The following is a 23,161-nucleotide window of genomic DNA, read 5'->3' as shown; positions in this document are numbered from 1 at the left end:
TCCGCCCGCATCGGCCTCTCGCCGATGGTTTTCGGTCCTCAAATTCCGGATTTACCATATAAGTTAACCCTTTGTTAAGGTTAACAAAAGGTTAAATGCAGTTTGTATCATTTTGTGGTTGCCACCTCGTCAATCGTCAATAGGTTAACCCTTTGTTAACTATGGGGGTCGATTGATGGGTGCTGATGGGCGCCAGGCGGAGCCTGGGATTTTTTCCGAGAAGCTGATGCAACTGCTCGATCGCGTCGAATACAGGCGCGTCGAAACCGGCGAGGACATGGAAGACATCGCGCGGCTCAGGTACAAGGCTTACAAGGCCGTCAACCTGATGGAGCTGACAGGGTCGACACTGATCGATGACCTCGACTTCGACAGCCATGCCTATGTCTTCGGGATTTACCTCGACGAAAGCCTGGTCAGCACGGTGCGTGTTCATCACGTGACGCCGGACCATCGGGCAAGCACGTCCGGAATCATCTTCGGTCCGGAGATCGATACCTTCCTGGACGCGGGCATGGTGCTGATCGATCCGGGCCGGCTTGCCGTGGACCCTGAGGTGCTAGGCGACGAGATGCGGGCGCTGCCCTATCTGACGCTGCGGCCGGTCGCGATGGCTTGTGAATATTTCACCGCCGACCGCTGCCTGACGGCTTGCCGGCCGCGCCATGCGGCCTTCTACAAGCGTATCTTTGCCTCCGAGACGGTCGTGGCGTGCCGGGAAAATCTGGGTGTCTACAATGCCGACGGCGCTCTGCTGGTCGCGCGGGTGCGTGGTCAACGACCCTCCATCCTAGATCGCTATCCGATTTTCGACTCCGAACCGTTCGAACGGCGGATGATGTTTGCGGACCGCAACGAAGTGCGGTTCGCACCGCTGACGATCCTGCCGACCGCGCGAATTGCGCAAGGCGGCTACCGTCGCGCCTCCTCCCGTTTCTCCGCGAGCGGCTGACGACCGAATGTTTCCTTAAATCGCAGCCGGTTTAAGAAATAAAAACCTGCAGCATGCAAAATGCTACAGCGCCCGTTGCGCGTCCGATTGGACGCGCGGCGCTGTAGGCAGGTCGGTTCCAGCCAACGAAAGAGCGCGAACAGGATATCGTTTATGCCGCAGTCTGGCGGGCGAGTTTTCGTTGCGCATGGCTTTCGCATTGTGTATGCGGAGCTAAAGGACTGTCTGCTCACATGCCCGGCAGGCGGTTCCGTCGTGGATCAAGTTTGAAAGGCGGACGTGGCCACTGGCCGCGCCGTAGCATTCTGGGAGAATTGGACGATGGCAGAGCATCATTCGGGACCGGTCGAAACGGGCGCTCCGATGGACTATTCCGAGCATGAGAAGACCTACAACCTCTTCCTGAACGCGACGAAATACGGCACGTTGTTCTGCGCCACGCTGCTGATTGCGATGGCTGCGGCCTTCTTCACGACGATGGGCTTCTTCAGCTCGCTCGTGCTGTTGATCATCCTCAACGTAGCCGGTTTCTTCCTTCTTCGCTAACCGGTTTCTCTGACATTCCTTGCTGGATGCGGGGCAGGAGGGCGCCCCGTCTCCGGTCGCCGGACGCAATCCGGCTCTACCTCACCGCGTGAGGAACGTTTTCGGCGGCGGGCGCGCCCGCCTTCGACGGAAGAGTGCCTGTCACCATGGATGCGGCCCGCCATAAGGGTGGTCGCTCCGGCAGTCGAACAAGATACTCGTGGTCCGGCCTCGGCTCGATTGCGAGTCGGGAGGGGACTTGTGAGCGAGATTGTCTTTATCGCCAAGGAAACGGATGCGCACGAAGGGCGCGTCGCGGGGTCGGTCGAAAGCGTCAAGAAACTGAAGTCGCTGGGCTTCGACGTGGTCGTCGAGGCCGGCGCCGGCCTCAGATCGCGCATTCCTGATGCGGAATACGAGAAGATTGGCGCGCGCATCGGCTCGACCGCGGATGCCGCGAGCGCCGACGTGGTGCTGAAGGTGCGCCGGCCCGCAAGCGCCGAGATCGCGAGCTACAAGTCCGGCGCGATCGTCATCGCGATCATGGATCCCTATGGCAACGAGGCGGCCATCGCGGCGATGGCGCAAGCCGGGTTGACCGCCTTCGCCATGGAGCTGATGCCGCGCATCACCCGGGCGCAGTCGATGGACGTCTTGTCGTCGCAGGCCAACCTCGCCGGTTACCAGGCGGTGATCGACGCGGCTTGCGAATATGATCGGGCCCTGCCGATGATGATGACGGCGGCCGGCACCGTGCCGGCGGCCAAGATCTTCGTCATGGGCGCTGGCGTTGCCGGTCTGCAGGCGATCGCCACCGCGCGGCGCCTCGGCGCGGTCGTCTCGGCCACCGACGTCAGGCCCGCCGCCAAGGAGCAGGTCGCCTCACTCGGCGCCAAGTTTATCGCCGTCGAGGACGAAGAGTTCAAGGCGGCCGAGACCGCCGGCGGCTACGCCAAGGAGATGTCGAAGGAATATCAGGCGAAACAGGCCGCCCTTGTCGCCGAGCATATCGCCAAGCAGGACATCGTCATCACCACGGCGCTGATCCCCGGGCGGCCGGCGCCCCGCCTGGTCACGCGCGAGATGCTGAAGACGATGAAGCCCGGCTCGATTGCCGTCGACCTCGCGGTCGAGCGTGGCGGCAATGTCGACGGCGCGGAAGCCGGCAAGGTCGTCGAGGTCGACGGCGTCAAGGTCATCGGCCACTTGAACGTGCCGGGCCGCATCGCCGCTTCCGCCTCGCTGCTCTACGCCAAGAACCTCGTCACCTTCCTCGAGACGATGGTCTCGAAGGAGACCAAGGCGCTGGCGCTCAACATGGAGGACGAGCTCGTCAAGGCGACGGCGCTGACCCACGGCGGGGCCGTGGTGCACCCAGCCTTCGGCGGCGCGAAAGAGGGGGACAAGTGATGGCGAATGAACTTCTCGACAAGGCGCTCACCGATCTCGAACGGGCGGTCGAAGCGGTCAGGACCGCGGCCGAATACGTGCCCGATGCGGCCGGAGCGGTCGCGCATGGCGCCACCGGCGGCGCTATCGACCCTTTCGTCTTCCGCCTGGCGATCTTCGTATTGGCGATCTTCGTCGGTTACTACGTCGTCTGGTCGGTAACGCCGGCCTTGCACACGCCACTGATGGCGGTGACCAATGCGATCTCCTCGGTGATCGTCGTCGGCGCGCTGCTGGCCGTCGGGATCTCGGCTTCGGGGCTCGCCACCGGTTTCGGCTTCGTCGCGCTGGTGCTTGCCTCGGTCAACATCTTCGGCGGCTTCCTGGTCACCCAGCGCATGCTCGCCATGTACAAGAAAAAAGACAAGTGAGGCGGGCCGATGAACGCTAATTTCGCAGCCTTCCTCTATCTCGTCTCCGGCGTGCTGTTCATCATGGCGCTGCGCGGCCTGTCGCATCCCACCACCAGCCGCCGGGGCAACACCTACGGCATGATCGGCATGGGCATCGCCATCGTTACGACGCTCTTCCTGGCGCAGCCGTCGATCGGCGGGTTCCTGCTGATCGTGCTTGGACTTGCGCTCGGTGGCGGTGCCGGCGCCTACATCGCCAAGCGCATTCCGATGACGGCGATGCCGCAGCTCGTTGCCGGCTTCCACTCGCTCGTCGGTCTTGCCGCGGTACTGGTGGCCGCCGCTGCGCTCTACGCGCCGTCCTCGTTCGGCATCGGCGAAATAGGCGCGATCCACGCCCAGGCGCTGGTCGAAATGGCGCTCGGCGTCGCCATCGGCGCGATCACCTTCACCGGCTCGGTCATCGCCTTCCTGAAGCTCGACGGCCGCATGTCGGGCAAGCCGATCCTTCTGCCCTATCGCCACGCGATCAACATCGCGCTCGTCGCGTTGGTCGTCTTCTTCATCATCGGGCTGGCACTGACCGAAAGCCATTTCGATTTCTGGGCGATCGTTCTCCTGTCGCTGGTGTTCGGCGTTCTGATCATCATCCCGATCGGCGGCGCCGACATGCCGGTGGTCGTGTCGATGCTCAATTCCTATTCCGGCTGGGCAGCCGCCGGCATCGGCTTCACCCTCGGCAACCTGGCGCTGATCATCACCGGCGCGCTGGTCGGCTCGTCGGGTGCGATCCTCTCCTACATCATGTGCAAGGGCATGAACCGCTCGTTCATCTCGGTGATCCTCGGCGGCTTCGGCGGCGAAACGGCGCAAGCCGGCGGCGACGACGGCATCCAGAAGACCGTCAAGCAGGGCTCGGCCGACGACGCCGCCTTCCTGATGCAGAACGCCTCGAAGGTGATCATCGTGCCCGGCTACGGCATGGCGGTGGCCCAGGCGCAGCATGCCCTCCGGGAGCTCGCCGACAAGCTCAAGGAAAATGGCGTCGAGGTCAAATACGCCATCCACCCGGTTGCCGGGCGCATGCCCGGCCATATGAACGTGCTGCTCGCCGAGGCCAACGTGCCCTATGACGAGGTGTTCGAGCTCGAGGATATCAACTCGGAATTCGCCCAGGCCGATATCGCCTATGTCATCGGCGCCAACGACGTCACCAACCCGGCGGCCCGCGACGACAAGACCTCGCCGATCTACGGCATGCCGATCCTCGACGTCGACAAGGCCAAGACCTGCCTGTTCGTCAAGCGCTCGCTCGGCTCCGGCTATGCCGGCATCGACAACACGCTGTTCTACAAGGACGGCACGATGATGCTGCTCGGCGATGCCAAGAAAGTCACCGAGGAAATCGTCAAAGCCATCAATCACTGACGAGATCGCATAATTCAGACGGAGATGCCCGCCGCGCGGCGGGCATCTTTGTGTTTGAACCCCCGCAATTCGGGCCGGAGAAACCGTTAGACACTTCTCCTGGAACTGCTCAGCCCCATCCGAGGCTCGGGCGCGGACGGGTAATCGATCGTCGCCTGCGATCGGTGGCGAGCCTGTCTTTAAAATCAGCCGATGACATGCGGCTTCAGTAGATCCTGAAGACCGATGTTGCGATACATTTCCGTCCGCATGCGGTCGGCGACGCCATTGACGATTTCCGCGCCGTCCTGAGAGGGATCGACGTGTGTACGGAAAGGACGGGTGCCGAAGGGCATGTTGACGATGCCGACGATGGCAGCCGCAACGGCGCCCGCGTCGGCATCGGCCGGTTCGAGTGCGGCCAAGCCCTTCAGCGCCTGTTCGGGCACACCCTTGTACGGACCTTCGGTATATTCGCTGGCGCGCGCGGCATCCGCCGGCGTGCCGGAATGGGCGAAGTGGTTGGTTCCCCTGGTGAAGGCGCCCGGGACGATGATGGCGGTTTCAATGCCCCAACGGGTGAGTTCGGAGGCGTAGGAGACAGCGAGCGAGTCCATCGCGGCCTTGGCGGCGAAATAGGGCGCCAGGAAAGGCGGCGTGCCGCCGCGCGTGCTCGAAGACGAAACCCACACAACCAGCCCCTTCTCCCGCTTGCGCATGTGGGGAAGGGCAGCCCGGTTCACGCGCTGCGTCGAGAGCACGTTGACGTCGTAAAGTGCGGCGAACTGTTCCGGCGTGAATGCCTCGGCGGGCCCGAAGGACATATGGCCGGCATTATGAACGATCACATCGATCCGATCCTGATCGGCGACGATCCTGGCGATCGCCGCGTCGACGGATCCATCGGAGACGACATCGAACTCGATTGGCCGAAGATCGACGCCATTCTCGATGGCGAATGTTTTCGCCGCCTCGGCTTGGGCTGCGTTGCGGCCGTCGGTTGCGCGCATGCCGGCATAAACCACATGCCCCGCCTTTGCGAGTGCGCGGGCGGTGAGGGCGCCAAAGCCGCTGGAGGCGCCGGTGATGACGATAACGTCCTTGCTCATGAATCTTCATCCTTCTGTGGGGTTGCGTTGAACGGGTGGGCAGCGGTCAGGCAACGCCGCCGTTAGCGCGCAGGATCTGGCCATTGACCCAGCCGGCGTCGGGGCCGGCGAGGAAGGCGACGACATTGGCGATGTCGTCCGGTTGGCCCAGCCGTTCGAGCGGCGGCATCTTGGCGAAATTGGCGATCAGCTCGTCGCTCTTGCCGGTAAGGAAGAGATCGGTAGCGATCGGGCCAGGGGCGACGGCGTTGACGGTGATGTTGCGACCGCGCAACTCCTTCGCGAAGACGCGGGTGAAGGCTTCGACCGCCGCCTTGGTGCCGTTATAGGCAGCGTAGCCGGGCATGTTCAGCGCCAACGTCGTCGATGAGAAATTGACGATCCGGCCACCATCTCGCATCCGCCTTGCGGCCTCGCGCATCGTGTTGAACGTGCCCTTTACGTTGACTGCGAAATGGCGGTCGAATTCGTCGTCGCGGGTGTCGGCGAGTGTGGCGGTCTTCAGAATACCGGCATTGTTGACGAGGACATCCACGCCCCCGAACGCCGTTTCCGCAGCATCGAACATCCGGCGCACGGCTTCGGCGCTGCTGACATCCGCCTTGGCGGTCAGGGCGCGGCCGCCTCTCTGCTCTATCCTGCGCGTCAGCGCCTCGGCGGGCGCGGCTTCGCCGGAATAGTTGATGACGACGGTAAAGCCGTCCCTTGCCAGGCGTTCGGCGATGGCGGCGCCAATGCCGCGCGAGGCGCCAGTGACGATTGCAACCTTGTTCGTATTTGCAGACATCTCTTCTCTCCTTCGATTGAAGTGCATTGCGTGTTGACAAGGAGAAAATGCCCCTGTTTCCATTACGGATAATCACGCGTTTGTCGGCAACACTATCCGGATTAATCGAACAATGGACAGATTGGATGCCATGCGGGTCTTTTCCCGCGTCGTCGAGCGGAGAAGCTTCACGCTCGCCTCCGAAGATCTCGGCCTGCCGCGCTCGACCGTGACTGATGCGGTCAAGCAACTCGAGGCACGCCTCGGCGTGCGGCTCCTGCAGCGCACGACGCGGCATGTGAGCCCCACGCTTGATGGCGAGGCCTATTACCAGCGCTGCATCGCCATTCTGGACGATATCGAGGATGCCGAGGGTGCGTTTGCAGGGGCGAAGCCAAAGGGGCTTCTCAGGGTCGATGTTCACGGCACGCTGGCACGACACTTCGTCCTACCCAGTCTTCCGGCCTTTCTCGAGACTTATCCCGATATAGAACTCTACATGAGCGAAGGGGATCGCCTGGTGGATCTGGTCCGGGAGGGCATTGACTGTGTGTTGCGTGTCGGCGAGCCGCAAACAAGCGACATGATCGGACGGCGCGTGGCGATGCTCGATGAGATCACTTGCGCCTCCCCGACCTATATCGCGCGTTTCGGCCTGCCGAGCGCGATCGACGACCTCGATAGACACAGGATGATCGGGTTTCGCTCCTCGGCGACGGGCAATCTGCTGCCGCTCGAATTTGTCGAGGAGACGGTCGTTCGCACAGTTACGCTGCCGGCAATCATCGCAGTCAACGCGGCAGAAAGCTTCGTGGCAGCTGCACGGCTGGGGCTTGGCCTCATTCAGGTGCCGCGCTACCACGTCGAGAGCGACCTGGAAAACGGCACGCTCGTCGAGGTCTTGAGGCATTGCCGGCCGACGCCGACGCCGGTCTCGCTGTTCTATCCGCGCAGTCGGCAGCTTTCGCCGCGCGTGCGCGTGTTCATCGATTGGTTGGTCAGGGTGTTCGCTGAGAAGCGCTCCGCCGATGCGATGTCGTAAGAATCAACCGGCAGCAATCTCCGGGTCCCAGGTAAAAAGCTCCCTTGCGCGGGCGATGCCGCGCAGCGCAAAACGGCCAAGCGAAACGGCGTCGGCGCGAAGGGCAGGTGGGCACGCCTCGACGAATTCCGAAGACATGATCACATGTCGTTCGACCGACCGGCACATCGACGCGATCCGGCTTACCTCGTTGACCGCCGGACCGACGACCGTGAAGTCGAGCCGGCTCTGGCTGCCGATATTGCCGTAAAAGACTTCGCCGATATGCAGGCCCAGGTAGACGTCGGTCGTCGGCTTTCCGTCTTCGAGCCGCTGTGCGTTCATCTCGCTCAGCATCAGGCGCAACTGCCGCTCGGCGGCGACTGCCGAGGCGCAGGCGCTGGCGCGGTCCTCGGCTTTGAAGATTGCAAGTACGCCGTCACCGATGAGCTTCAAGACGCTGCCGCCGTGGTCGTGGATGGCGGTGATCACGGTTCCGGCATAGTCGTTGAGAAGCGGAATGATTTCCTCTGGTGCGACCGTATCGGAGATCCGCGTATAGTTGCGCAGGTCGGAAAACCACATGACGGTCTCGATTTTCTCGGCTGACCCACGCACGATGCTGCCCTTGACGACGCGCTGCCCGGCGTCCTGACCGAGATAGACATCGGCAAGCGTGCCGATGATGCGTACGCATGAGGCCGCCTTGACGGCGAGCGCGAGCGTCGGCAACAGCACTCTCAGGGCATCGAGGTCCTCTTCGCTGAAGCCCCCCTTCTTTTTCGTCGTCCAATAGGAGTAAAAGCAATCCATCTCGCCGACGCGGCCCTGATCGGTGAAGTAGTGGATCGTGGTGAAGCAGTCCGTGTGCCCTTCGGCCTTCAACGTGTCGAGGAAATTGTAGGGAACGGACGTTTCAGAGGCGAGTCGGATGCGGCGCTCCACCTGACGTTCCATGAGCATGTGATAGAAGATCGAGCGTCGCCAGCTCGCCTGCATCTCGCCGGTGGCGGTCGATCCATAGGGAGTGACTTCGGGGACGTCCCCGCTTTCACTGTCCCAAGTGAAGGAACGGCCTTCGATTTCGGGATGAAGCGTGTCGATCAGGCCGAGCGCACGCTCGATGGGGATTCCGGCCTCTTGGCACCGCTCGCAGAAGCCGGCGAGTAGCTCGGGTTCCTCGCTCCCCCGGATTCCCTGCTCGGATGTCCATAGTATCAGCTCGCGGATCTGCTGGTCGTTCATCATTTTTCCTGACGGCATCTGCCTCTTGCTGCCACCTGCGGGCAAATGACCGATACCATAAGCTATTCGACATTTGGTTGTTCGAACAGGTGCAGCTCGCTCTGCTTGAGCTGCCCGCAAGCATGTCTGAATGGCAAAGGCCCCGGTTGACCGGGGCCCTGAGCCTGTTTTCCGCGATAGGGCGGATTCTGGTGCGATGATCAGCCTGCGGGCGCCAGCGTCAATTGGTCGACGCCGACGGCAATGTTCAGCCCCTCCTGTACCTGGACATTCACCGGCTGCAACATGAAGGCCTTGTTCGTGCCACCGGCGATCACCTTGGCACCGCCGCCGACGGCAAAGCTCGCATCGGCTCCGACGCCGTAATACTCGCCCGCAAGGGCGTGCGCCGTTACCGGCGTGCCGGTCTTTGCCAGCACGTCCCAAATCATCACGGTCTTGCCGGTCGCGCCGACGTCAAGGCCGAACTTCCTGATCATGCCCGCGTAGACGGCGGTCGGCGCGCCATTGGCGGGCCTGTAGGTGCACATGAGGTTCTTCGTCGAAGTGATGATGAGCCCTGCGCCGCCTTCCGAGCCGCAGGTAAGGCGGCCGAGCGTGACATAGCTTTGCGCAGCGGCGGGTGCAGCGCCCGAAAGGGCAGCAAAGGCGGCCGCTGCGATGAAGGTCTGCTTGATCATGGCTCAGTCTCCGTTATTGAAGCCATTGGTCAAACGGATTGCGACCCGTGAAGGTTCCGCCATGTCGTGGTGGGCCTGGACGTATAACGATGTCCAGGAGAGCACAAAAACGCCCGCGAGATCGTCGCGGGCGTCAAGAAAGCTGCAAAATCGGATCAGGACACCGATTTTACACGGGCGAGACCCGCCCGGGCCGGCTCGTATTTGGGATCGAGCGAAAGCGCATGCGAATAGGACTTCGATGCCTTGGCCTTTTCACCGCGGCGCTCGTAGATCAGGGCCTGGTTTGCCCAGGACTCTGCCACTTTACCGTTCAGGTTGATGGCGGTGTTGAAATCAGAAAAGGCATTGTCATCATCGCCCTGGGCGACATAGGAAATGCCGCGGCCGTTATAGGGTTCCGGCGAGCTCGGCGAGAGCGAGATCGCCGTCGAGAAATCCTCGATCGCCTGCCCATGCTCGTTGCGCGCCTGATAGATCAGGCCGCGATTGTGATAGGCGCGGGGATCGCTCGTGTCGAGCTGGATCGCCTTGTTGAAATCGTTGAAGGCGGCATCGAGCTGGCCGGCCTGGCGATAGAGATTGCCGCGGCCGATATAAGCGACATCATAGTTCGGGTTGATCTGCAGCGCGGCGTTGTAGTCACCCACTGCGGCCTGTTGATTGCCCATGTTGCGCTGAACGAGTGCACGATTGGCATAGGCCTGGAAGAAGCGCGGGTTGAGCTCGATCGCTTTGTCGAAATCGGCAAGCGCCCGGCGGAATTCACCGGCACGACCATAAGCCGAGCCGCGCACATTATATCCTTCCGGATCGCTCGGGTTGGAGGCGATGACGCTCGACAGCGAGGCGATGTTTTCCTCCGAGCCCTGCGCCCGCTCGACGCGGATCATCGATTCGGAATTGTCGGTCTGGCAGCCTGCGAGCAGCAGGGCGGAGCCGAGGATGAGCATGGCGGCAAGCTTCGGCCTGCGCTGGTGGCGGCGGTGCGCCTCACGGATGGCGGAGACGTCCGCAGTCATGGCAGCAAATGTCAAAGTCGATCCCTCAATGCGACAAGGTCCCGAAAGCCTCGGGCTTTCCGTTTACGGAGACCGGCGAATACGCGGGGCTCCAGCCAGGGTTCATCAGATCCTCCGGCGATCCGACCGGCTTATCCCGTCCGGGCGGCTGACCGTCGCAAGCTGACGCATCACGCTAGCTTGCCGACGGACATGGTGTCCATACAAAAAGGCGGCGGCGATATCTCGCCCCCGCCACGACTTACATTGGAAAACGTCGAAAAAACGACAAATCAGCGAGCCAGAAGGCCTTCACGCTGTGCGCGCTTGCGAGCCAGCTTGCGAACGCGGCGGACGGCCTCGGCCTTTTCGCGCGCACGCTTCTGAGACGGCTTTTCGTAGAAGTCACGCATCTTCATTTCGCGGAAAATGCCTTCGCGCTGCATCTTCTTCTTAAGAGCGCGGAGCGCCTGGTCGACATTGTTATCGCGGACAAGTACCTGCACGTGAATCCCGTTCCTTTGTTTCGAGTTGTAAGCCCCACCGCCAGGTAAGGGGAGGCAAAAAATTTGCGTTCGCTGAGCTGACAGCTCGACGATTGAAAAATCGGATAACAGATCGTGCGGGCAAAGTCCAGTGACGACAGCGCGAGCGGGTCGGAAAAAAACACAAGTTCGGGTTTCTTCTACGCTGTCGGCCCTGAATGGCGGCTTTTTCGGGGTTTTAACACGATGTCGCAAGTCCGCTCAAGTTCGCCGAATCGCGTCGCAAAAGAAACGTTGCACGGCTCTCAGATTTGCGATTTCTAACGCCAACAACACGTTTTCTCGGGGTTCATGGAGTAGCAGGCGGATGCGCAAATATTCTGTTTTTGCCGTGGCGCGCGAGGCGCTGCGCGGCCACAAGGGCTGGGGCCCGCATTGGGCCTCCCCGGAGCCGCGCAAGGAATATGACGTCATCATCATCGGCGGCGGCGGGCATGGTCTGGGCGCTGCCTATTACCTCGCCAAGGAGCATGGCATCACCAATGTCGCAGTGCTCGAAAAGGGCTGGATCGGCGGCGGCAACACCGGCCGCAACACGACGATCATCAGGTCCAACTATCTCTATGAAGAGAGCATGGACATCTACGAGCATTCGCTGAAGCTATGGGAGAACCTGTCGCAGGATCTGAACTACAACGTCATGTATTCGCCGCGCGGCGTCATGATGCTGTCGCACAACATCCACGACCAGCAGTCCTTTAAGCGGCACATCAATGCCAACCGGCTCTACGGTATCGACAACGAGTGGCTGACGCCGGAACAGGCCAAGGCCTATTGTCCGCCGCTCGACATTTCGATGACCGCTCGCTATCCGATAAACGGTGCGGCACTGCAGCGGCGCGGCGGCACCGCGCGCCACGACGCGGTCGCCTGGGGTTATGCGCGCGGCGCTTCCGACCGCGGCGTTCACATCATCCAGAACTGCGAGGTGACGGGCATTCGCCGCGATGCAACCGGTCGCGTGATTGGCGTCGATACCAATCGTGGCTTCATCGGCGCGAAGAAGGTCGGTATTTCTGCTGCCGGTCACTCCTCGGTCCTGATGCAGATGGCTGACGTGCGCGTGCCGCTGCAGAGCCAGCCGCTGCAGGCGCTCGTCTCCGAGCCCTTGAAGCCGATCTTCCCTTGCGTCGTGATGTCGAACTCGGTGCATGCGTATATCTCGCAGTCGGACAAGGGCGAGTTCGTCATCGGCGCCGGGACCGACCAGTACAATTCCTATTCGCAGACCGGCGGCTTGCAGATCATCACCCATACGCTGGACGCGATCTGCGAACTCTTCCCGATGTTCCGCCGCGTCAAGATGATGCGGCAATGGGGCGGCATCGTCGATGTGACGCAGGACCGCTCGCCGATCCAGGGCGTCACGCCGGTGCCGGGCCTGTACCTCAATGCCGGTTGGGGAACGGGTGGTTTCAAGGCGACACCGGGCTCGGCCAATCTCTTTGCCCATCTCATCGCGCGAGGCGAGCCCCACAGGCTCGCTGCCGGCCTGACACTCGAGCGATTCCGCACGGGGCGGCTCATCGACGAGGCGGCCGCTGCCGCCGTTGCGCACTAGAATGAAAGGATAGAGCGACTCTGCACATTCTACGGAATGCGCGGCGCTCTAACGCGAGGAATTCCAGATGCTTCTGATTTACTGCCCCTATTGCGAGGAAGAGCGCTCCGAGCTCGAATTCCGCAATGCCGGCGATGCCCACATCGCCCGACCGACCAACATCGCCGAGATCAGCGACGAGGACTTCGAGGAATATTTCTTCCTGCGCCAGAACCCCAAGGGTCTGATCTATGAAAGATGGCGGCACATCCACGGCTGTGGTCGTTTCTTCAACGCAGCGCGCGACACGGTGAGCGACCGCTTCCATCTTACCTACAAGGCAGGCGAGCCGAAACCCGAGATCGGCGCCGCTCCGAAGACGAGCGCCACGGTTGAAACCTACGAGGCCTTGGAAGGAGTGGCGAAATGAGCGGGGCTAATCGCATTTCGGGTGCGGGGCGCCTGACGCCGGCGCGCACCGCCCGGTTTACCTTCGACGGCCGGACGCTGACGGCGCTCGAGGGCGATACGGTCGCCTCGGCACTGCTTGCCCATGGCATCCACCTCGTCGGCCGTTCGTTCAAGTACCACCGTCCGCGCGGCATTCTTTCCGCCGGCGCCGAGGAGCCGAACGCGCTGCTCGACGTATCGCGCGACGCGGCGCGGCGCCAGCCGAACGTGCGCGCTACGGTGCAGGAAGTTTTCGACGGCATGAAAGTCTCGTCGCAGAACCGCTGGCCCTCGCTTGCCTTCGACGTCGGCGGGTTCAACGACCTGCTTTCGCCCTTCTTCGCAGCCGGCTTCTACTACAAGACCTTCATGTGGCCGAAGGCGGCATGGCACAAGCTCTATGAACCCTTCATCCGCCGCGCCGCCGGTCTGGGCGTTGCGCCGACGGAAGCCGATCCGGATCATTATGCGAGCCGCTACGTGCATTGCGATGTGCTCGTTGTCGGCGCCGGCGTTGCCGGCCTTTCGGCGGCGCTTGCCGCCGCTCAGGCTGGTGCCAAGGTTATCCTGTGCGACGAGCAGTCGGAATTGGGGGGTGCGCTCCACTATGACAGCGGCACCGTCATCGACGGCAAACCGGGTTACGAATGGGCGCAGGCGACCGGCAAGGCGCTCGCGGACAGAGACAATGTCACCGCGCTGACCCGCACGACCGCGTTCGGCTATTACAACCACAATTTCGTCGGCCTCATCGAACGGGTAACCGATCATCTCGCAGCGCCGGACAAGGCATTACCGCGCGAGCGGCTCTGGCAGGTGCGGGCGAAGAAGGTCATTCTTGCCAACGGCGCGATCGAGCGTCACATGGTGTTCGCCAACAACGACCGGCCGGGCATCATGCTGGCGTCGGCGGGGCGCACCTATCTCAACCACTTCGGCGTCGCCGTTGGGACCAAGGTCGGCATCTACACGGCGCATGATTCCGCCTACGAGGCCGCCTTTGACCTCAGGAATGCGGGCGTCGCCGTGCCTGTTATCGTCGACAGCCGCGACAAGCCCGGCGAGGCGGTGCTCAACGAAGCGCGCCGGCTCGGCATCGAAGTGCTGACGGGCCATTCGGTCGTCAACACCACGGGCAAGCTCAGGATTTCCTCGATCAGCGTTTCCCGAAGGGGCGGCGGTGCTGCGCGCAAGATCGCCGTCGACGCGCTGCTCGTCTCCGCGGGCTGGACGCCGTCGGTGCACCTCTTCTCGCAATCGCGCGGCAAGGTGAAGTTCGACGCCGCGACGGAGCGCTTCCTGCCGGGCACCTATGCCCAGGAATGCCTCTCCATCGGTGCGTGCAACGGCACGGACGATCTTCAGGCGACGATCGACGAGGCGCTTGCAGCCGGCGAACTGGCGGCGCGCGCCGCGGGTGCTGAAAACGGATCGCAACTCGCGATCTCCGGCGAGAACGCCTTCGCCTGGACGGGCGGCATGATCGGAGCAGCGGAAGGAGCGGGGCCGGACACGACGGTCAAGGCCTTCATCGACTTCCAGCACGACGTCTGCGCCAAGGACATTCGCCTTGCCGTGCGCGAGGGCATGCACTCTGTCGAGCATATCAAGCGCTTCACCACCAACGGCATGGCGTCCGACCAGGGCAAGCTCTCCAACATGCACGGGCTCGCGATCGCCGCGGAAGCGCTCGGCAAGGGGATCCCCGAGGTGGGGCTGACGACCTTCCGCCAGCCCTACACGCCGGTGACTTTCGGCGCGATCGTTAACCATTCTCGCGGAAGCCTGTTCGATCCGGCCCGCAAGACGCCGATGCATGCCTGGGAAGAGGCGCAAGGCGCCGAGTTCGAGGATGTCGGCAACTGGAAGCGCGCCTGGTTCTATCCTATGGCCGGCGAAAACATGCACGAAGCGGTTGCGCGCGAATGCAAGACCGTTCGCGAGGTGGCCGGCGTCTTCGATGCGTCGACGCTCGGCAAGATCGAGGTCGTCGGCCCCGATGCGGCCAAGTTCCTCAATCTGATGTACACGAACGCCTGGGACAACCTGAAACCCGGCCGCTGCCGCTACGGCATCATGCTGCGCGACGACGGCTTCGTCTATGACGACGGCGTCGTCGGCCGTCTTGCCGAGGACCGTTTCCATGTGACGACGACGACCGGCGGCGCGCCGCGCGTCATGCACCACATGGAAGACTACCTGCAGACGGAGTTCCCGCATCTGAAAGTCTGGCTCACCTCGACCACGGAGCAGTGGGCCGTCATCGCGGTACAGGGTCCGAAGGCACGTGAGATCATCGCGCCTCTCGTCGAAGGCATCGATCTTTCGAACGAGGCCTTCCCGCACATGAGCGTTGCCGAAGGGCGGATCTGCGGCGTGCCGACGCGGCTCTTCCGCATGTCCTTCACCGGCGAACTCGGTTTCGAAGTCAACGTTCCGGCGGACTACGGTCAGGCCGTATGGGAGGCGATCTGGGCTCGGGCGGAGCCGATGGGCGCATGCGCCTATGGCACCGAGACCATGCACGTGCTTCGCGCCGAGAAGGGTTACATCATCGTCGGTCAGGATACTGACGGGACCCTCACTCCGGACGATGCCGGCCTCTCCTGGGCGGTGTCGAAGAAGAAGCCGGATTTCGTCGGCATTCGCGGGCTGAAACGCCCGGACCTCGTCAAGGACGGTCGCAAACAGCTGGTCGGTCTCCTCACCAGGGATCCGAAGGTGGTTCTGGAGGAAGGCGCGCAGATCGTTGCCAATCCGAACGAGCCGAAGCCGATGACCATGCTTGGCCATGTCACCTCGTCCTACTGGTCGGAAAATTGCGGCCGCTCGATCGCGTTGGCGATGGTCGCCGGTGGACGGGAGCGCCTCGGGCAGACCCTTTACGTCCCGATGGCCGACCGGACGATCGCCGTCGAGGTGAGCGACATGGTGTTCTTTGACAAGGAAGGAGGTCGCCTCCATGGCTGACCAGGCAACTGCAATCCGCAACGCTCCGCTCGCCGGCCTCCGTGGCGGCTCGCCGGCGGCGATCCTGACGCCTGCGGCACCCGCCTCGCGGATATCGCTGCGCGCGGCACCGGACGCCGTTGCGGCACTCTCCGCGGCGCTGGGTGTCACCCTGCCGGTGCGACCGAAGACGTCCGCCTCAACCGGAAAGCGCCACGCGCTCTGGCTCGGCCCCGATGAATGGCTGGTGATCGACGAGGACGGCAAGGACCTGATGGCGGCTGCCGCGTCAAGCGGCGTACTGCATTCGGCGGTCGACATTTCCCACCGCAACACGGCGGTTATCGTCAGCGGCCCGGGTGCCGCAGTGGCGATCAACAGCGGTTGCCCGCAGGATCTGTCGCGTGCGATCTTTCCGGTCGGCGCCTGCTCGCGCACGGTGCTCGGCAAGGTGGAGATCGTTCTGTTCCGGACGGCTAAGGATGCGTTCCGCGTCGAGTGCTGGCGATCGTTTTCGCCCTATGTGTTCGGCCTTCTCTCGGAGGGTGCCGAGGACGCGGGTCACTGAGCGCCACCGCCGCAGCGCCCGCTGTCTACAAATCAAAGCGGCGGTCGATCCGCCGCTTTCTTTTTGAGGCGTGACTCTGCCAAGGCGATGCCTTGCCCCTCCGCGCCGGCGCTCTTTATGGTGTTGTCGGGTGAATCATCGAGAGGGTGTTTATGAAAACCCGTGTCGCGCTGCTCAGGAAATCTCCGGTCGAGGGGCCCTATGCCAATACCCGGCCTCTTTCGATCGAAGTCGTCGACCTCGATCCACCGGGGCCGGACGAGCTCCTGGTAAGAATTGGCGCGGCCGGTCTCTGTCATTCCGATCTTTCGGTCATCAATGGCGATCGGCCGCGTCCGGTGCCGATGGCGCTTGGCCATGAGGCGGCCGGCACCGTGGAGGCGGTCGGCAGCGGCGTGCGCGACATCGCGCCCGGCGATCGGGTGGTGATGAGCTTCATGCCGAGCTGCGGCCATTGTCTGCCCTGTGCGGAAGGCAGGCCGGCGCTCTGCATTCCGGGTGCAGAGGCAAACGGCAAGGGGACGCTGCTTTCAAGCGAACGCCGTCTGCGCTGCGATGCGGTTCCGGTGCATCACCATCTCGGCGTTTCCGCCTTTGCCGATTATGCCGTCGTCTCGCGTCACTCGGCCGTCAGGATCGAGGCGGACCTGCCGATGGTCGAAGCGGCCTTGTTCGGCTGCGCCGTGTTGACCGGCGTCGGTGCAGTCGTCAACACGTGCGAGGTCAGGCCCGGTCAGTCCGTCGCCGTCGTCGGCCTTGGTGGCGTCGGGCTGGCGGCGGTTCTAGGCGCAATTGCCGCCGGCGCCGAACGTGTCGTCGCCGTCGATCTATCGGAAGACAAGCTGAAGCTGGCGCTCGAGCTCGGCGCGACCGACGCGTTCCTGGCCGGCGATCCGGACGCGGCCGAGAAGATCCGCGAGGCGACACGCGGCGGCGTTGATCATGCGGTGGAGGCGGCGGGATCGGTGAAGGCCTTCGAGCTCGCCTACCGGATCACCCGGCGCGGCGGCTTGACGGCGTCGGCGGGACTTGCCCACCCTTCGAGCCAGATCTCGATGCCCGCGGTCAGTCTCGTTGCCGAGGAACGTACGATTCGCGGCAGCTACATGGGAAGCTGCGTGCCGAGCCGTGATATCCCGCGATTCATCGCGCTCTACCAGCGCGGCAAGCTGCCGGTCGATCGGCTGCTATCGAGCACAGGGCCGCTCGAAGAAATCAACGAGGCTTTCGACCTTCTCGACCAGGGTCGAGTGGTCCGTCATGTGATCACGTTCTGACGGCCCTTAGATCATTTCATTGTTTCATTAAAACGGTGAAATCATGCTTGTCGGCAAGCCGGTCCACTCAATCCATCGGCCATGGAAATCCGCCCGGCCGATCAGGTACTTTTCGCCGCCGGGCCAGGTCTGGAGCGAGAGCGCGGCGCCAGGCCGCAAGCCATCCGCCTCCATCTGCAGCCGGGCGAGCGGTGCATCTGCCGTTGCCGCCATTCCTGCTGCCGCGATCACGGCCTCGCCTTCTTGCTGGGCGGACTCAGGCAAATATTGCCAGGCAACCGAGTGGTAGATGACGTGCACCGCACCGGGGAACGGATGGGCGAGGCGCCGTTTCAGCCAGTCGACAGCGTCTGCGCGCTCGATGGGATTACTGTATGCCGCCGCGATCGCCAGCGCGCTCCGGGTCCGCTCGATCCGGTCCGGCTGATCGGCCCAGACGTAGGAGAGCAGACGCAACCGATCCTCTTCGTTTGCAGGATCAAGCGGGTTGATGTCGCATCCCGCCCGTCCGACGATTTCGACCGGCCCGCCTGGCGGCACCGCTCCCGACCACTGGGGCGAGATGATGACACCCGATCCCATATCGCCCCATTGGCTGCCGGAAAGATCGTAGCCGTAGCGGTCCCAGTGCAGGTTCAAGCCGGCACTCGCACCGACTTCCGAAAGGACCAACGGTTTGCCGAAAGCGCGAGCCACGGTGAGAAAGCCGGCAAGCAGCGCGCCGGAGCGGCGCACTTCGTTCGTCTGCGGCGCGGAACGCAGGCGGTCGAGGATAAAATCACCGTGTCTCCGGAAGGCAGCCTCGCACGCTCCCCAGAGCGTCTCGTCGTCGGCAACATTCGGTGGATAACACGAAATCAGCGCCGGGTCTCGATTCGACAACACAAGGGCATGCAGCGCACCGGCCAGCCGCAGCGCCACGGAGTCCGCCTTGGACGAAGGATCGCCTTGCCAGCCGATGACCCGGCTGCCGACAGCGCTTTCGCCATCGAGCCGCTCGGCTGCCAGCCGGCAGAGCCGAGCCATGAACGGGGAATCGAGTTCTTCGCAGGACTTGCCCTGGCCGCGAAAGGCTCGACGGACAAGCTCCTCCGTTTCCGCTCGCTCAGGCATCGGCCGGCCGATCCTTCGGATCGAACTGGATGATCGTCTGCCATGTTGCGGTCAAGGCGGGCTTGCGTTCGCCCTCGATCTCCACCGTCACGTCATAGGTGATCATCAGCATGCCGGCGCCGCGAAAGCGGGCGTCGGCCATGATGAAACGGCCGCGCACCTTGGCGCCGCTCCTCACCGGCGCGACGAAGCGGACTTTATCGAAGCCGTAGTTGATGCCCATCGTCTGCTCGCGGATCTTGGGCAGGCAACTGTAGTTCATCGCCGAAAGCAGCGAGAGCGACAGGAAGCCGTGGGCGATCGTGCCTCCGAACGGCGTTTCCGCCGCGGCGCGCACCGGGTCCGTATGAATGAACTGATAGTCGCCTGTCGCCTCGGCAAAATTATCGATGGTCTTCTGGGTCACGGTGATCCAGTCGGAAACGCCGATCTCCTGGCCGATTAGCTTCCTGACGTCCGAAAGTGAAATGTCTTGCGGCATATGATTGTCCTGAAACATGGGCCTCCCACCGATCTATAGGCCGGTAGGGCTAGACCTAGCAAGTGATGGTAAAAACTCAGAAAATCTCGACAAAAAAGCTGACGGAGCGGGGAGCGGCAAAAGCGGGCGCCGCCGCCTCGGAAAGAGCGTCGCGCCATGCGCCATCGAGGCTCGTCGGAAGCTGCAAGGGATGCGGCGCATGACCGCGGTTGATGACCACGGCGAGCCGGGTCGCTCGCCGCCGCTCCAGGTCCCCGGTCGCAAGCAGCATAACGAAGTTGTCGGTCGCCGGATGTTCCCAATCCTCGAGCCTCATGGGTTGGCCGTCGAGACGCAGCCAGGCGACGTCGCCCTTGCCAGTGAGGAACTCCGTCCCGGCGAAGACATCGAAACGCCGGCGCATCGTTGAGAGCGCGGCCGTGTGGTCGACAAGTTTCGGGTCGAGCTTCGCCCAATCGAGCCAGGTCACAGCGTTGTCCTGCGCATAGGCGTTGTTGTTGCCGCCCTGGCTGCGCCCGCCTTCGTCCCCGGCCGTCAGCATGATCGTACCGCGCGAGGCAAAAAGGGTACCAATAAGCGCCATGGCGTCGGCCCGTCTCGCTGCCGCGATTTCCGGATCGGCGATAGGGCCTTCAGCGCCATTGTTCCACGAATAGTTCTCGTTATGGCCGTCGCGATTCTCTTCCCCGTTCGCCTCGTTGTGCTTGCGCGCATAGGAGGCGAGATCCGTGAGCGTGAAGCCGTCATGGGCGGCGATGAAGTTGACGCTGCGGGTGGCCGTCTCGCCCCAGCGCGAGAATGTGTCCGAAGAGCCGGCGAGTGCGGTCGCCAGGGCGCCGATCGCATGCCGGTCGCCGCGCCAATAGCGGCGAATGTCGTCGCGCGCGCGGTCGTTCCATTCGAGGAAGGGTTCGGGGAAATTGCCGAGCTGGTAGCCGCCGGGACCGGTGTCCCAAGGTTCGGCGATGAGAATGCGGTCGCCAAGCACCGGATCCGCGGCGATGGCCGCAAAAAGCGCGGCGTCGCGGCGGAAGCCGCTCATGTCGCGCCCGAGGATCGATGCGAGGTCGAAGCGGAAGCCGTCGACGCCGGCATTGAGCACGAAGTGGCGGAGGCTGGCGAGTATCAGGTCGCGCACCATCGGGTGGTCGCAAGCAATGGTATTGCCGCATCCGGTGTCGTTGATGAGTTCGCCGGGCCGATCGGTCGCGTGGCGATAATAAATGAGATTGTCGAGCCCGCGCATGGAGAGCGTCGTCCCAAGTCGGTCGCTTTCTCCGGAATGGTTGAAGACGAGATCGAGGATGACGCCGATGCCGGCCTTGTGCAGCGTCTCGACGGTCTTGCGCAGTTCCTTGACTCCGCCGGGCACCAGCCGCGGATCGAGCGCCATGGGGGCGATCGGATTGTAGCCCCAACCGTTGTGCAGACCGAGCGGCGGCAGGTGCCGTTCGTCAATCCAGGCGACGATCGGCATCAGTTCGACCGCCGAGACGCCGAGGCGTTTCAGGTGGTCGATGACCGGCGGCTCCGCCAGTGCGGCGACGGTACCGCGTTTCTTCTCGGCAATATCCGGGTGCAGGATGGTGAACGGTTTGACGGCTACCTCGTAGATCAGTTCGCCCGGTTGGAACAGTGGCGGTTTTACCTTTACCGCCCTCGTTTCGGTCACGATCGCTTTCGGCACCAGATCGGCGGTCTCCTCGCCGAAGACGGTCAGGCGGGGATCATGGCGAAAGGGGCGATCGAGCTCGATCGCGTAGGGATCGACCAGAAGCTTCGACGGATCGAACCAGAGCCCATGTTCGGGCGAGTAGACGCCGTCGGCGCGCAGGCCGTAGCGGGTGCCGGCCTCTGCGTCGGCGAGCGTCAGACTATGAACGTCTCCGTCGCGTGTCAGCGGCAGGCGACGGAGTTCCTTGCTGCCGGTCTTGTCGAACAGGCAGAGGTCGATGCGGGCGGCATTGCGGGACCAGACTGCAAAGTGTGTCCCCCCCGACGTAGGCGTCGCCCCGAGGCGCGAAATTCCGGCAGTCGGCATGAAGGGCGCACCTTTGTCCGGTCGTTGATCTCAAATGCAGAGGGCGCGGTCAGCCGTCAGGTAATCACACTCGGCGCGTCGCGGCCGGTGCGCTTCTTGATCTCGGCGATCTCGTCGGCGACGGTGATCAGATCGCCGAGTGCTGCCTGCGTGTCGAGGTCGTGGCGCGCCGAGTCGGCTTCGAACCGCTCAATATAGACGCGCAAGGTTGCGCCCGACGTTCCCGTACCGGAAAGGCGATAGACCACACGCGAGCCGCCTTTGAAGAGGATGCGGATACCCTGGTTCTTGCTGACCGACTTGTCGACTGGATCGTTGTAAGAGAAATCGTCGGCGTTCTCGACCGTGAGTGCGCCGAAGCTCTTGCCCGGCAAGGTGGCGAGCTTGTCTCGCAAGGCAGTGATCAGACTGTTCGCTGCGTCGGAATCGACCTCTTCGTAGTCGTGGCGCGAATAGTAATTGCGGCCGTAGGTCGCCCAGTGCTTGCGGGCGATGTCGAGCGCGCTTTCCTTCCGCACGGCAAGGATATTGAGCCAAAGCAGTACCGCCCAGAGCCCGTCCTTCTCGCGCACATGGTTGGACCCCGTGCCGGCGCTCTCCTCGCCGCAAATCGTTGCCAGCCCCTCGTCGAGCAGGTTGCCGAAGAATTTCCAGCCGGTCGGCGTCTCGTAGAGGCCAATGCCGAGCTTCTCCGCCACGCGGTCGGCGGCGCCGCTGGTCGGCATCGAACGCGCGATTCCGGCCAGTCCCTTTGCATAGCCTGGTGCAAGATGCGCATTGGCGGCAAGCATTGCGAGGCTGTCCGAAGGCGTGACGAAGATGCCTTTGCCGATGATGAGGTTGCGGTCGCCGTCGCCGTCGGAGGCGGCCCCGAAATCCGGTGCATCCGGCGCCATCATCGTTTCGTAGAGCGCACGGGCATGCACGAGGTTCGGATCCGGATGATGGCCGCCGAAGTCGGGCAGCGGTATGAAATTCATCACCGAACCCTTGGGTGCTCCCAGCCGTTTCTCGATGATCTCCTTGGCATAGGGGCCGGTCACCGCGCTCATCGCATCGAAGACTACCCGAAAACCGCCAGCGATCAGCTTGCGGATTGCCCCGAAGTCGAACAGGCTCTCCATGAGTTCCGCGTAGTCGGCAACCGGGTCGATGACGGTCACCGTCATGTTCTCGACCTGGTGGGAGCTTTCCAGGTCCAGATTGACGTCGGCGACTTCGGCGATCCTGTAGCTGTCGATGACCTTGGTGCGGGCGAAGATCGCGTCCGTTACCTTTTCCGGAGCCGGGCCGCCGTTGCCGACATTGTATTTGATGCCGAAATCCTCGGTCGGGCCGCCGGGATTGTGACTCGCCGACAGCACGATGCCGCCGAAGGCCTTGTATTTGCGGATGATGTTGGAGGCGGCCGGGGTCGACAGGATGCCGCCGCGGCCGACAAGCACGCGGCCGAAGCCATTCGCGGCCGCCATCTTGATGGCCTTCTGGATGACTTCGCGATTGTAGTAGCGGCCATCGCCGCCGATCACCAGCGTCTGACCCTCGAAGCCTTCGAGCGAATCGAAAATCGACTGGATGAAGTTCTCGGCATAGTTCTTCTGCTGGAACACCGGAACTTTTTTCCGCAGGCCGGACGTGCCGGGTTTCTGATCGCCATAGGGGTTGGTGGAGACGGTTTTAATCATCTGT

The 23,161-nt window shown here is 63.0% G+C and carries 21 protein-coding genes; 11 read left to right on the top strand and 10 right to left on the bottom strand.

Going from position 1 to position 23,161, the window contains the following annotated elements:
- Positions 1-175: 175 nt before the first annotated feature.
- The 5 genes from QN219_RS11385 to QN219_RS11365 all read left to right on the top strand — a co-directional run bounded on the left by QN219_RS11385 (position 176) and on the right by QN219_RS11365 (position 4,707).
- Positions 176-952, top strand: coding sequence for an N-acyl amino acid synthase FeeM domain-containing protein (locus QN219_RS11385; RefSeq protein ID WP_283999767.1), 777 nt, complete (start codon positions 176-178; stop codon positions 950-952).
- Positions 953-1,273: 321 nt separating this feature from the next.
- Positions 1,274-1,498, top strand: a complete 225-nt coding sequence (locus QN219_RS11380) for an aa3-type cytochrome c oxidase subunit IV (RefSeq protein ID WP_173509070.1) — start codon at positions 1,274-1,276, stop codon at positions 1,496-1,498.
- Positions 1,499-1,738: 240 nt separating this feature from the next.
- Complete coding sequence (locus tag QN219_RS11375; RefSeq protein WP_283999766.1) at positions 1,739-2,887, top strand: Re/Si-specific NAD(P)(+) transhydrogenase subunit alpha; 1,149 nt, start codon at positions 1,739-1,741, stop codon at positions 2,885-2,887.
- Entirely contained in the window at positions 2,887-3,297 is a 411-nt protein-coding gene (locus tag QN219_RS11370; RefSeq protein WP_012709410.1) for an NAD(P) transhydrogenase subunit alpha, read from the top strand. Before QN219_RS11375 ends, QN219_RS11370 begins: the two co-directional genes overlap by 1 nt.
- A gap of 9 nt (positions 3,298-3,306) precedes the next feature.
- Positions 3,307-4,707 (top strand): NAD(P)(+) transhydrogenase (Re/Si-specific) subunit beta, encoded by a 1,401-nt coding sequence (locus QN219_RS11365; RefSeq protein WP_283999763.1) that lies wholly within the window; start codon positions 3,307-3,309, stop codon positions 4,705-4,707.
- A gap of 185 nt (positions 4,708-4,892) precedes the next feature.
- Here the strand turns inward: QN219_RS11365 and QN219_RS11360 are convergent, their stop codons facing one another.
- Both QN219_RS11360 and QN219_RS11355 read right to left on the bottom strand, forming a co-directional pair.
- Complete coding sequence (locus QN219_RS11360; protein WP_283999762.1) at positions 4,893-5,795, bottom strand: SDR family oxidoreductase; 903 nt, start codon at positions 5,793-5,795, stop codon at positions 4,893-4,895.
- 46 nt (positions 5,796-5,841) lie between these two features.
- Complete coding sequence (locus QN219_RS11355; protein WP_283999761.1) at positions 5,842-6,582, bottom strand: SDR family oxidoreductase; 741 nt, start codon at positions 6,580-6,582, stop codon at positions 5,842-5,844.
- A gap of 112 nt (positions 6,583-6,694) precedes the next feature.
- Here QN219_RS11355 and QN219_RS11350 point away from each other — a divergent pair, with 112 nt between their 5' ends.
- Positions 6,695-7,603, top strand: coding sequence for a LysR family transcriptional regulator (locus QN219_RS11350; RefSeq protein ID WP_283999760.1), 909 nt, complete (start codon positions 6,695-6,697; stop codon positions 7,601-7,603).
- Between the two features lie 3 nt (positions 7,604-7,606).
- Here QN219_RS11350 and QN219_RS11345 read toward each other — a convergent pair whose 3' ends face one another.
- From QN219_RS11345 to rpsU, 4 genes are all read right to left on the bottom strand, one after another.
- On the bottom strand, positions 7,607-8,827 hold the full coding sequence (locus tag QN219_RS11345; RefSeq protein WP_283999759.1) for an adenylate/guanylate cyclase domain-containing protein: 1,221 nt from the start codon (positions 8,825-8,827) through the stop codon (positions 7,607-7,609).
- A 200-nt stretch (positions 8,828-9,027) separates the two neighbouring features.
- A complete protein-coding gene (locus tag QN219_RS11340) occupies positions 9,028-9,507 on the bottom strand; it encodes a DUF992 domain-containing protein (protein ID WP_283999758.1) in 480 nt (159 codons plus the stop codon).
- A gap of 155 nt (positions 9,508-9,662) precedes the next feature.
- Entirely contained in the window at positions 9,663-10,529 is an 867-nt protein-coding gene (locus QN219_RS11335; RefSeq protein WP_283999757.1) for a tetratricopeptide repeat protein, read from the bottom strand.
- Between the two features lie 272 nt (positions 10,530-10,801).
- A complete protein-coding gene (gene rpsU, locus QN219_RS11330; protein ID WP_012709405.1) occupies positions 10,802-11,014 on the bottom strand; it encodes a 30S ribosomal protein S21 in 213 nt (70 codons plus the stop codon).
- 346 nt (positions 11,015-11,360) lie between these two features.
- Here rpsU and QN219_RS11325 point away from each other — a divergent pair, with 346 nt between their 5' ends.
- From QN219_RS11325 to QN219_RS11305, 5 genes are all read left to right on the top strand, one after another.
- Positions 11,361-12,614, top strand: coding sequence for a sarcosine oxidase subunit beta family protein (locus QN219_RS11325; RefSeq protein ID WP_283999756.1), 1,254 nt, complete (start codon positions 11,361-11,363; stop codon positions 12,612-12,614).
- A gap of 67 nt (positions 12,615-12,681) precedes the next feature.
- Entirely contained in the window at positions 12,682-13,023 is a 342-nt protein-coding gene (locus tag QN219_RS11320; RefSeq protein WP_283999755.1) for a sarcosine oxidase subunit delta, read from the top strand.
- Positions 13,020-16,013: a sarcosine oxidase subunit alpha gene (locus tag QN219_RS11315; RefSeq protein WP_283999754.1), complete on the top strand. Its 2,994-nt coding sequence runs from the start codon at positions 13,020-13,022 to the stop codon at positions 16,011-16,013. Before QN219_RS11320 ends, QN219_RS11315 begins: the two co-directional genes overlap by 4 nt.
- Positions 16,006-16,560 carry a sarcosine oxidase subunit gamma gene (locus tag QN219_RS11310; RefSeq protein WP_283999753.1) on the top strand — a complete coding sequence of 185 codons (555 nt, stop codon included), beginning with the start codon at positions 16,006-16,008 and terminating at the stop codon, positions 16,558-16,560. Before QN219_RS11315 ends, QN219_RS11310 begins: the two co-directional genes overlap by 8 nt.
- Positions 16,561-16,712: 152 nt before the next feature.
- The gene (locus QN219_RS11305; RefSeq protein ID WP_283999752.1) at positions 16,713-17,837 is read left to right on the top strand and encodes a zinc-dependent alcohol dehydrogenase family protein; all 1,125 of its coding nucleotides are present in this window, start codon (positions 16,713-16,715) and stop codon (positions 17,835-17,837) included.
- A 27-nt stretch (positions 17,838-17,864) separates the two neighbouring features.
- On the opposite strand, the gene QN219_RS11300 is transcribed toward QN219_RS11305, so the two are convergent.
- The 4 genes from QN219_RS11300 to QN219_RS11285 form a co-directional block, all read right to left on the bottom strand.
- Positions 17,865-18,950, bottom strand: coding sequence for a DUF2332 domain-containing protein (locus QN219_RS11300; protein WP_283999751.1), 1,086 nt, complete (start codon positions 18,948-18,950; stop codon positions 17,865-17,867).
- Positions 18,943-19,431, bottom strand: coding sequence for a MaoC family dehydratase (locus QN219_RS11295; RefSeq protein WP_283999750.1), 489 nt, complete (start codon positions 19,429-19,431; stop codon positions 18,943-18,945). Before QN219_RS11295 ends, QN219_RS11300 begins: the two co-directional genes overlap by 8 nt.
- A gap of 76 nt (positions 19,432-19,507) precedes the next feature.
- Positions 19,508-21,472: a glycogen debranching protein GlgX gene (glgX, locus tag QN219_RS11290; protein WP_283999749.1), complete on the bottom strand. Its 1,965-nt coding sequence runs from the start codon at positions 21,470-21,472 to the stop codon at positions 19,508-19,510.
- A gap of 56 nt (positions 21,473-21,528) precedes the next feature.
- Positions 21,529-23,157 (bottom strand): alpha-D-glucose phosphate-specific phosphoglucomutase, encoded by a 1,629-nt coding sequence (locus tag QN219_RS11285; protein ID WP_283999748.1) that lies wholly within the window; start codon positions 23,155-23,157, stop codon positions 21,529-21,531.
- Positions 23,158-23,161 lie beyond the last annotated feature (4 nt).

The organism is Sinorhizobium sp. 8-89 (assembly GCF_030124325.1).
Lineage (GTDB): Bacteria > Pseudomonadota > Alphaproteobacteria > Rhizobiales > Rhizobiaceae > Sinorhizobium.
Note: the sequence above shows the minus strand (reverse complement) of the source record. Positions and strands in the feature narration are given on the sequence as shown.

Excerpts from the sequence above, each read along its gene's own strand:
- QN219_RS11385 (WP_283999767.1), top strand. The coding sequence starts at position 176 with ATGGGTGCTGATGGGCGCCAGGCGGAGCCTGGGATTTTTTCCGAGAAG.
- QN219_RS11380 (WP_173509070.1), top strand. The coding sequence starts at position 1,274 with ATGGCAGAGCATCATTCGGGACCGGTCGAAACGGGCGCTCCGATGGAC.
- QN219_RS11370 (WP_012709410.1), top strand. The coding sequence starts at position 2,887 with ATGGCGAATGAACTTCTCGACAAGGCGCTCACCGATCTCGAACGGGCG.
- QN219_RS11365 (WP_283999763.1), top strand. The coding sequence starts at position 3,307 with ATGAACGCTAATTTCGCAGCCTTCCTCTATCTCGTCTCCGGCGTGCTG.
- QN219_RS11360 (WP_283999762.1), bottom strand. The coding sequence starts at position 5,795 with ATGAGCAAGGACGTTATCGTCATCACCGGCGCCTCCAGCGGCTTTGGC.
- QN219_RS11355 (WP_283999761.1), bottom strand. The coding sequence starts at position 6,582 with ATGTCTGCAAATACGAACAAGGTTGCAATCGTCACTGGCGCCTCGCGC.
- QN219_RS11350 (WP_283999760.1), top strand. The coding sequence starts at position 6,695 with ATGGACAGATTGGATGCCATGCGGGTCTTTTCCCGCGTCGTCGAGCGG.
- QN219_RS11345 (WP_283999759.1), bottom strand. The coding sequence starts at position 8,827 with ATGAACGACCAGCAGATCCGCGAGCTGATACTATGGACATCCGAGCAG.
- QN219_RS11340 (WP_283999758.1), bottom strand. The coding sequence starts at position 9,507 with ATGATCAAGCAGACCTTCATCGCAGCGGCCGCCTTTGCTGCCCTTTCG.
- QN219_RS11335 (WP_283999757.1), bottom strand. The coding sequence starts at position 10,529 with ATGACTGCGGACGTCTCCGCCATCCGTGAGGCGCACCGCCGCCACCAG.
- QN219_RS11325 (WP_283999756.1), top strand. The coding sequence starts at position 11,361 with ATGCGCAAATATTCTGTTTTTGCCGTGGCGCGCGAGGCGCTGCGCGGC.
- QN219_RS11320 (WP_283999755.1), top strand. The coding sequence starts at position 12,682 with ATGCTTCTGATTTACTGCCCCTATTGCGAGGAAGAGCGCTCCGAGCTC.
- QN219_RS11315 (WP_283999754.1), top strand. The coding sequence starts at position 13,020 with ATGAGCGGGGCTAATCGCATTTCGGGTGCGGGGCGCCTGACGCCGGCG.
- QN219_RS11310 (WP_283999753.1), top strand. The coding sequence starts at position 16,006 with ATGGCTGACCAGGCAACTGCAATCCGCAACGCTCCGCTCGCCGGCCTC.
- QN219_RS11305 (WP_283999752.1), top strand. The coding sequence starts at position 16,713 with ATGAAAACCCGTGTCGCGCTGCTCAGGAAATCTCCGGTCGAGGGGCCC.
- QN219_RS11300 (WP_283999751.1), bottom strand. The coding sequence starts at position 18,950 with ATGCCTGAGCGAGCGGAAACGGAGGAGCTTGTCCGTCGAGCCTTTCGC.
- QN219_RS11295 (WP_283999750.1), bottom strand. The coding sequence starts at position 19,431 with ATGCCGCAAGACATTTCACTTTCGGACGTCAGGAAGCTAATCGGCCAG.
- glgX (WP_283999749.1), bottom strand. The coding sequence starts at position 21,472 with ATGCCGACTGCCGGAATTTCGCGCCTCGGGGCGACGCCTACGTCGGGG.
- QN219_RS11285 (WP_283999748.1), bottom strand. The coding sequence starts at position 23,157 with ATGATTAAAACCGTCTCCACCAACCCCTATGGCGATCAGAAACCCGGC.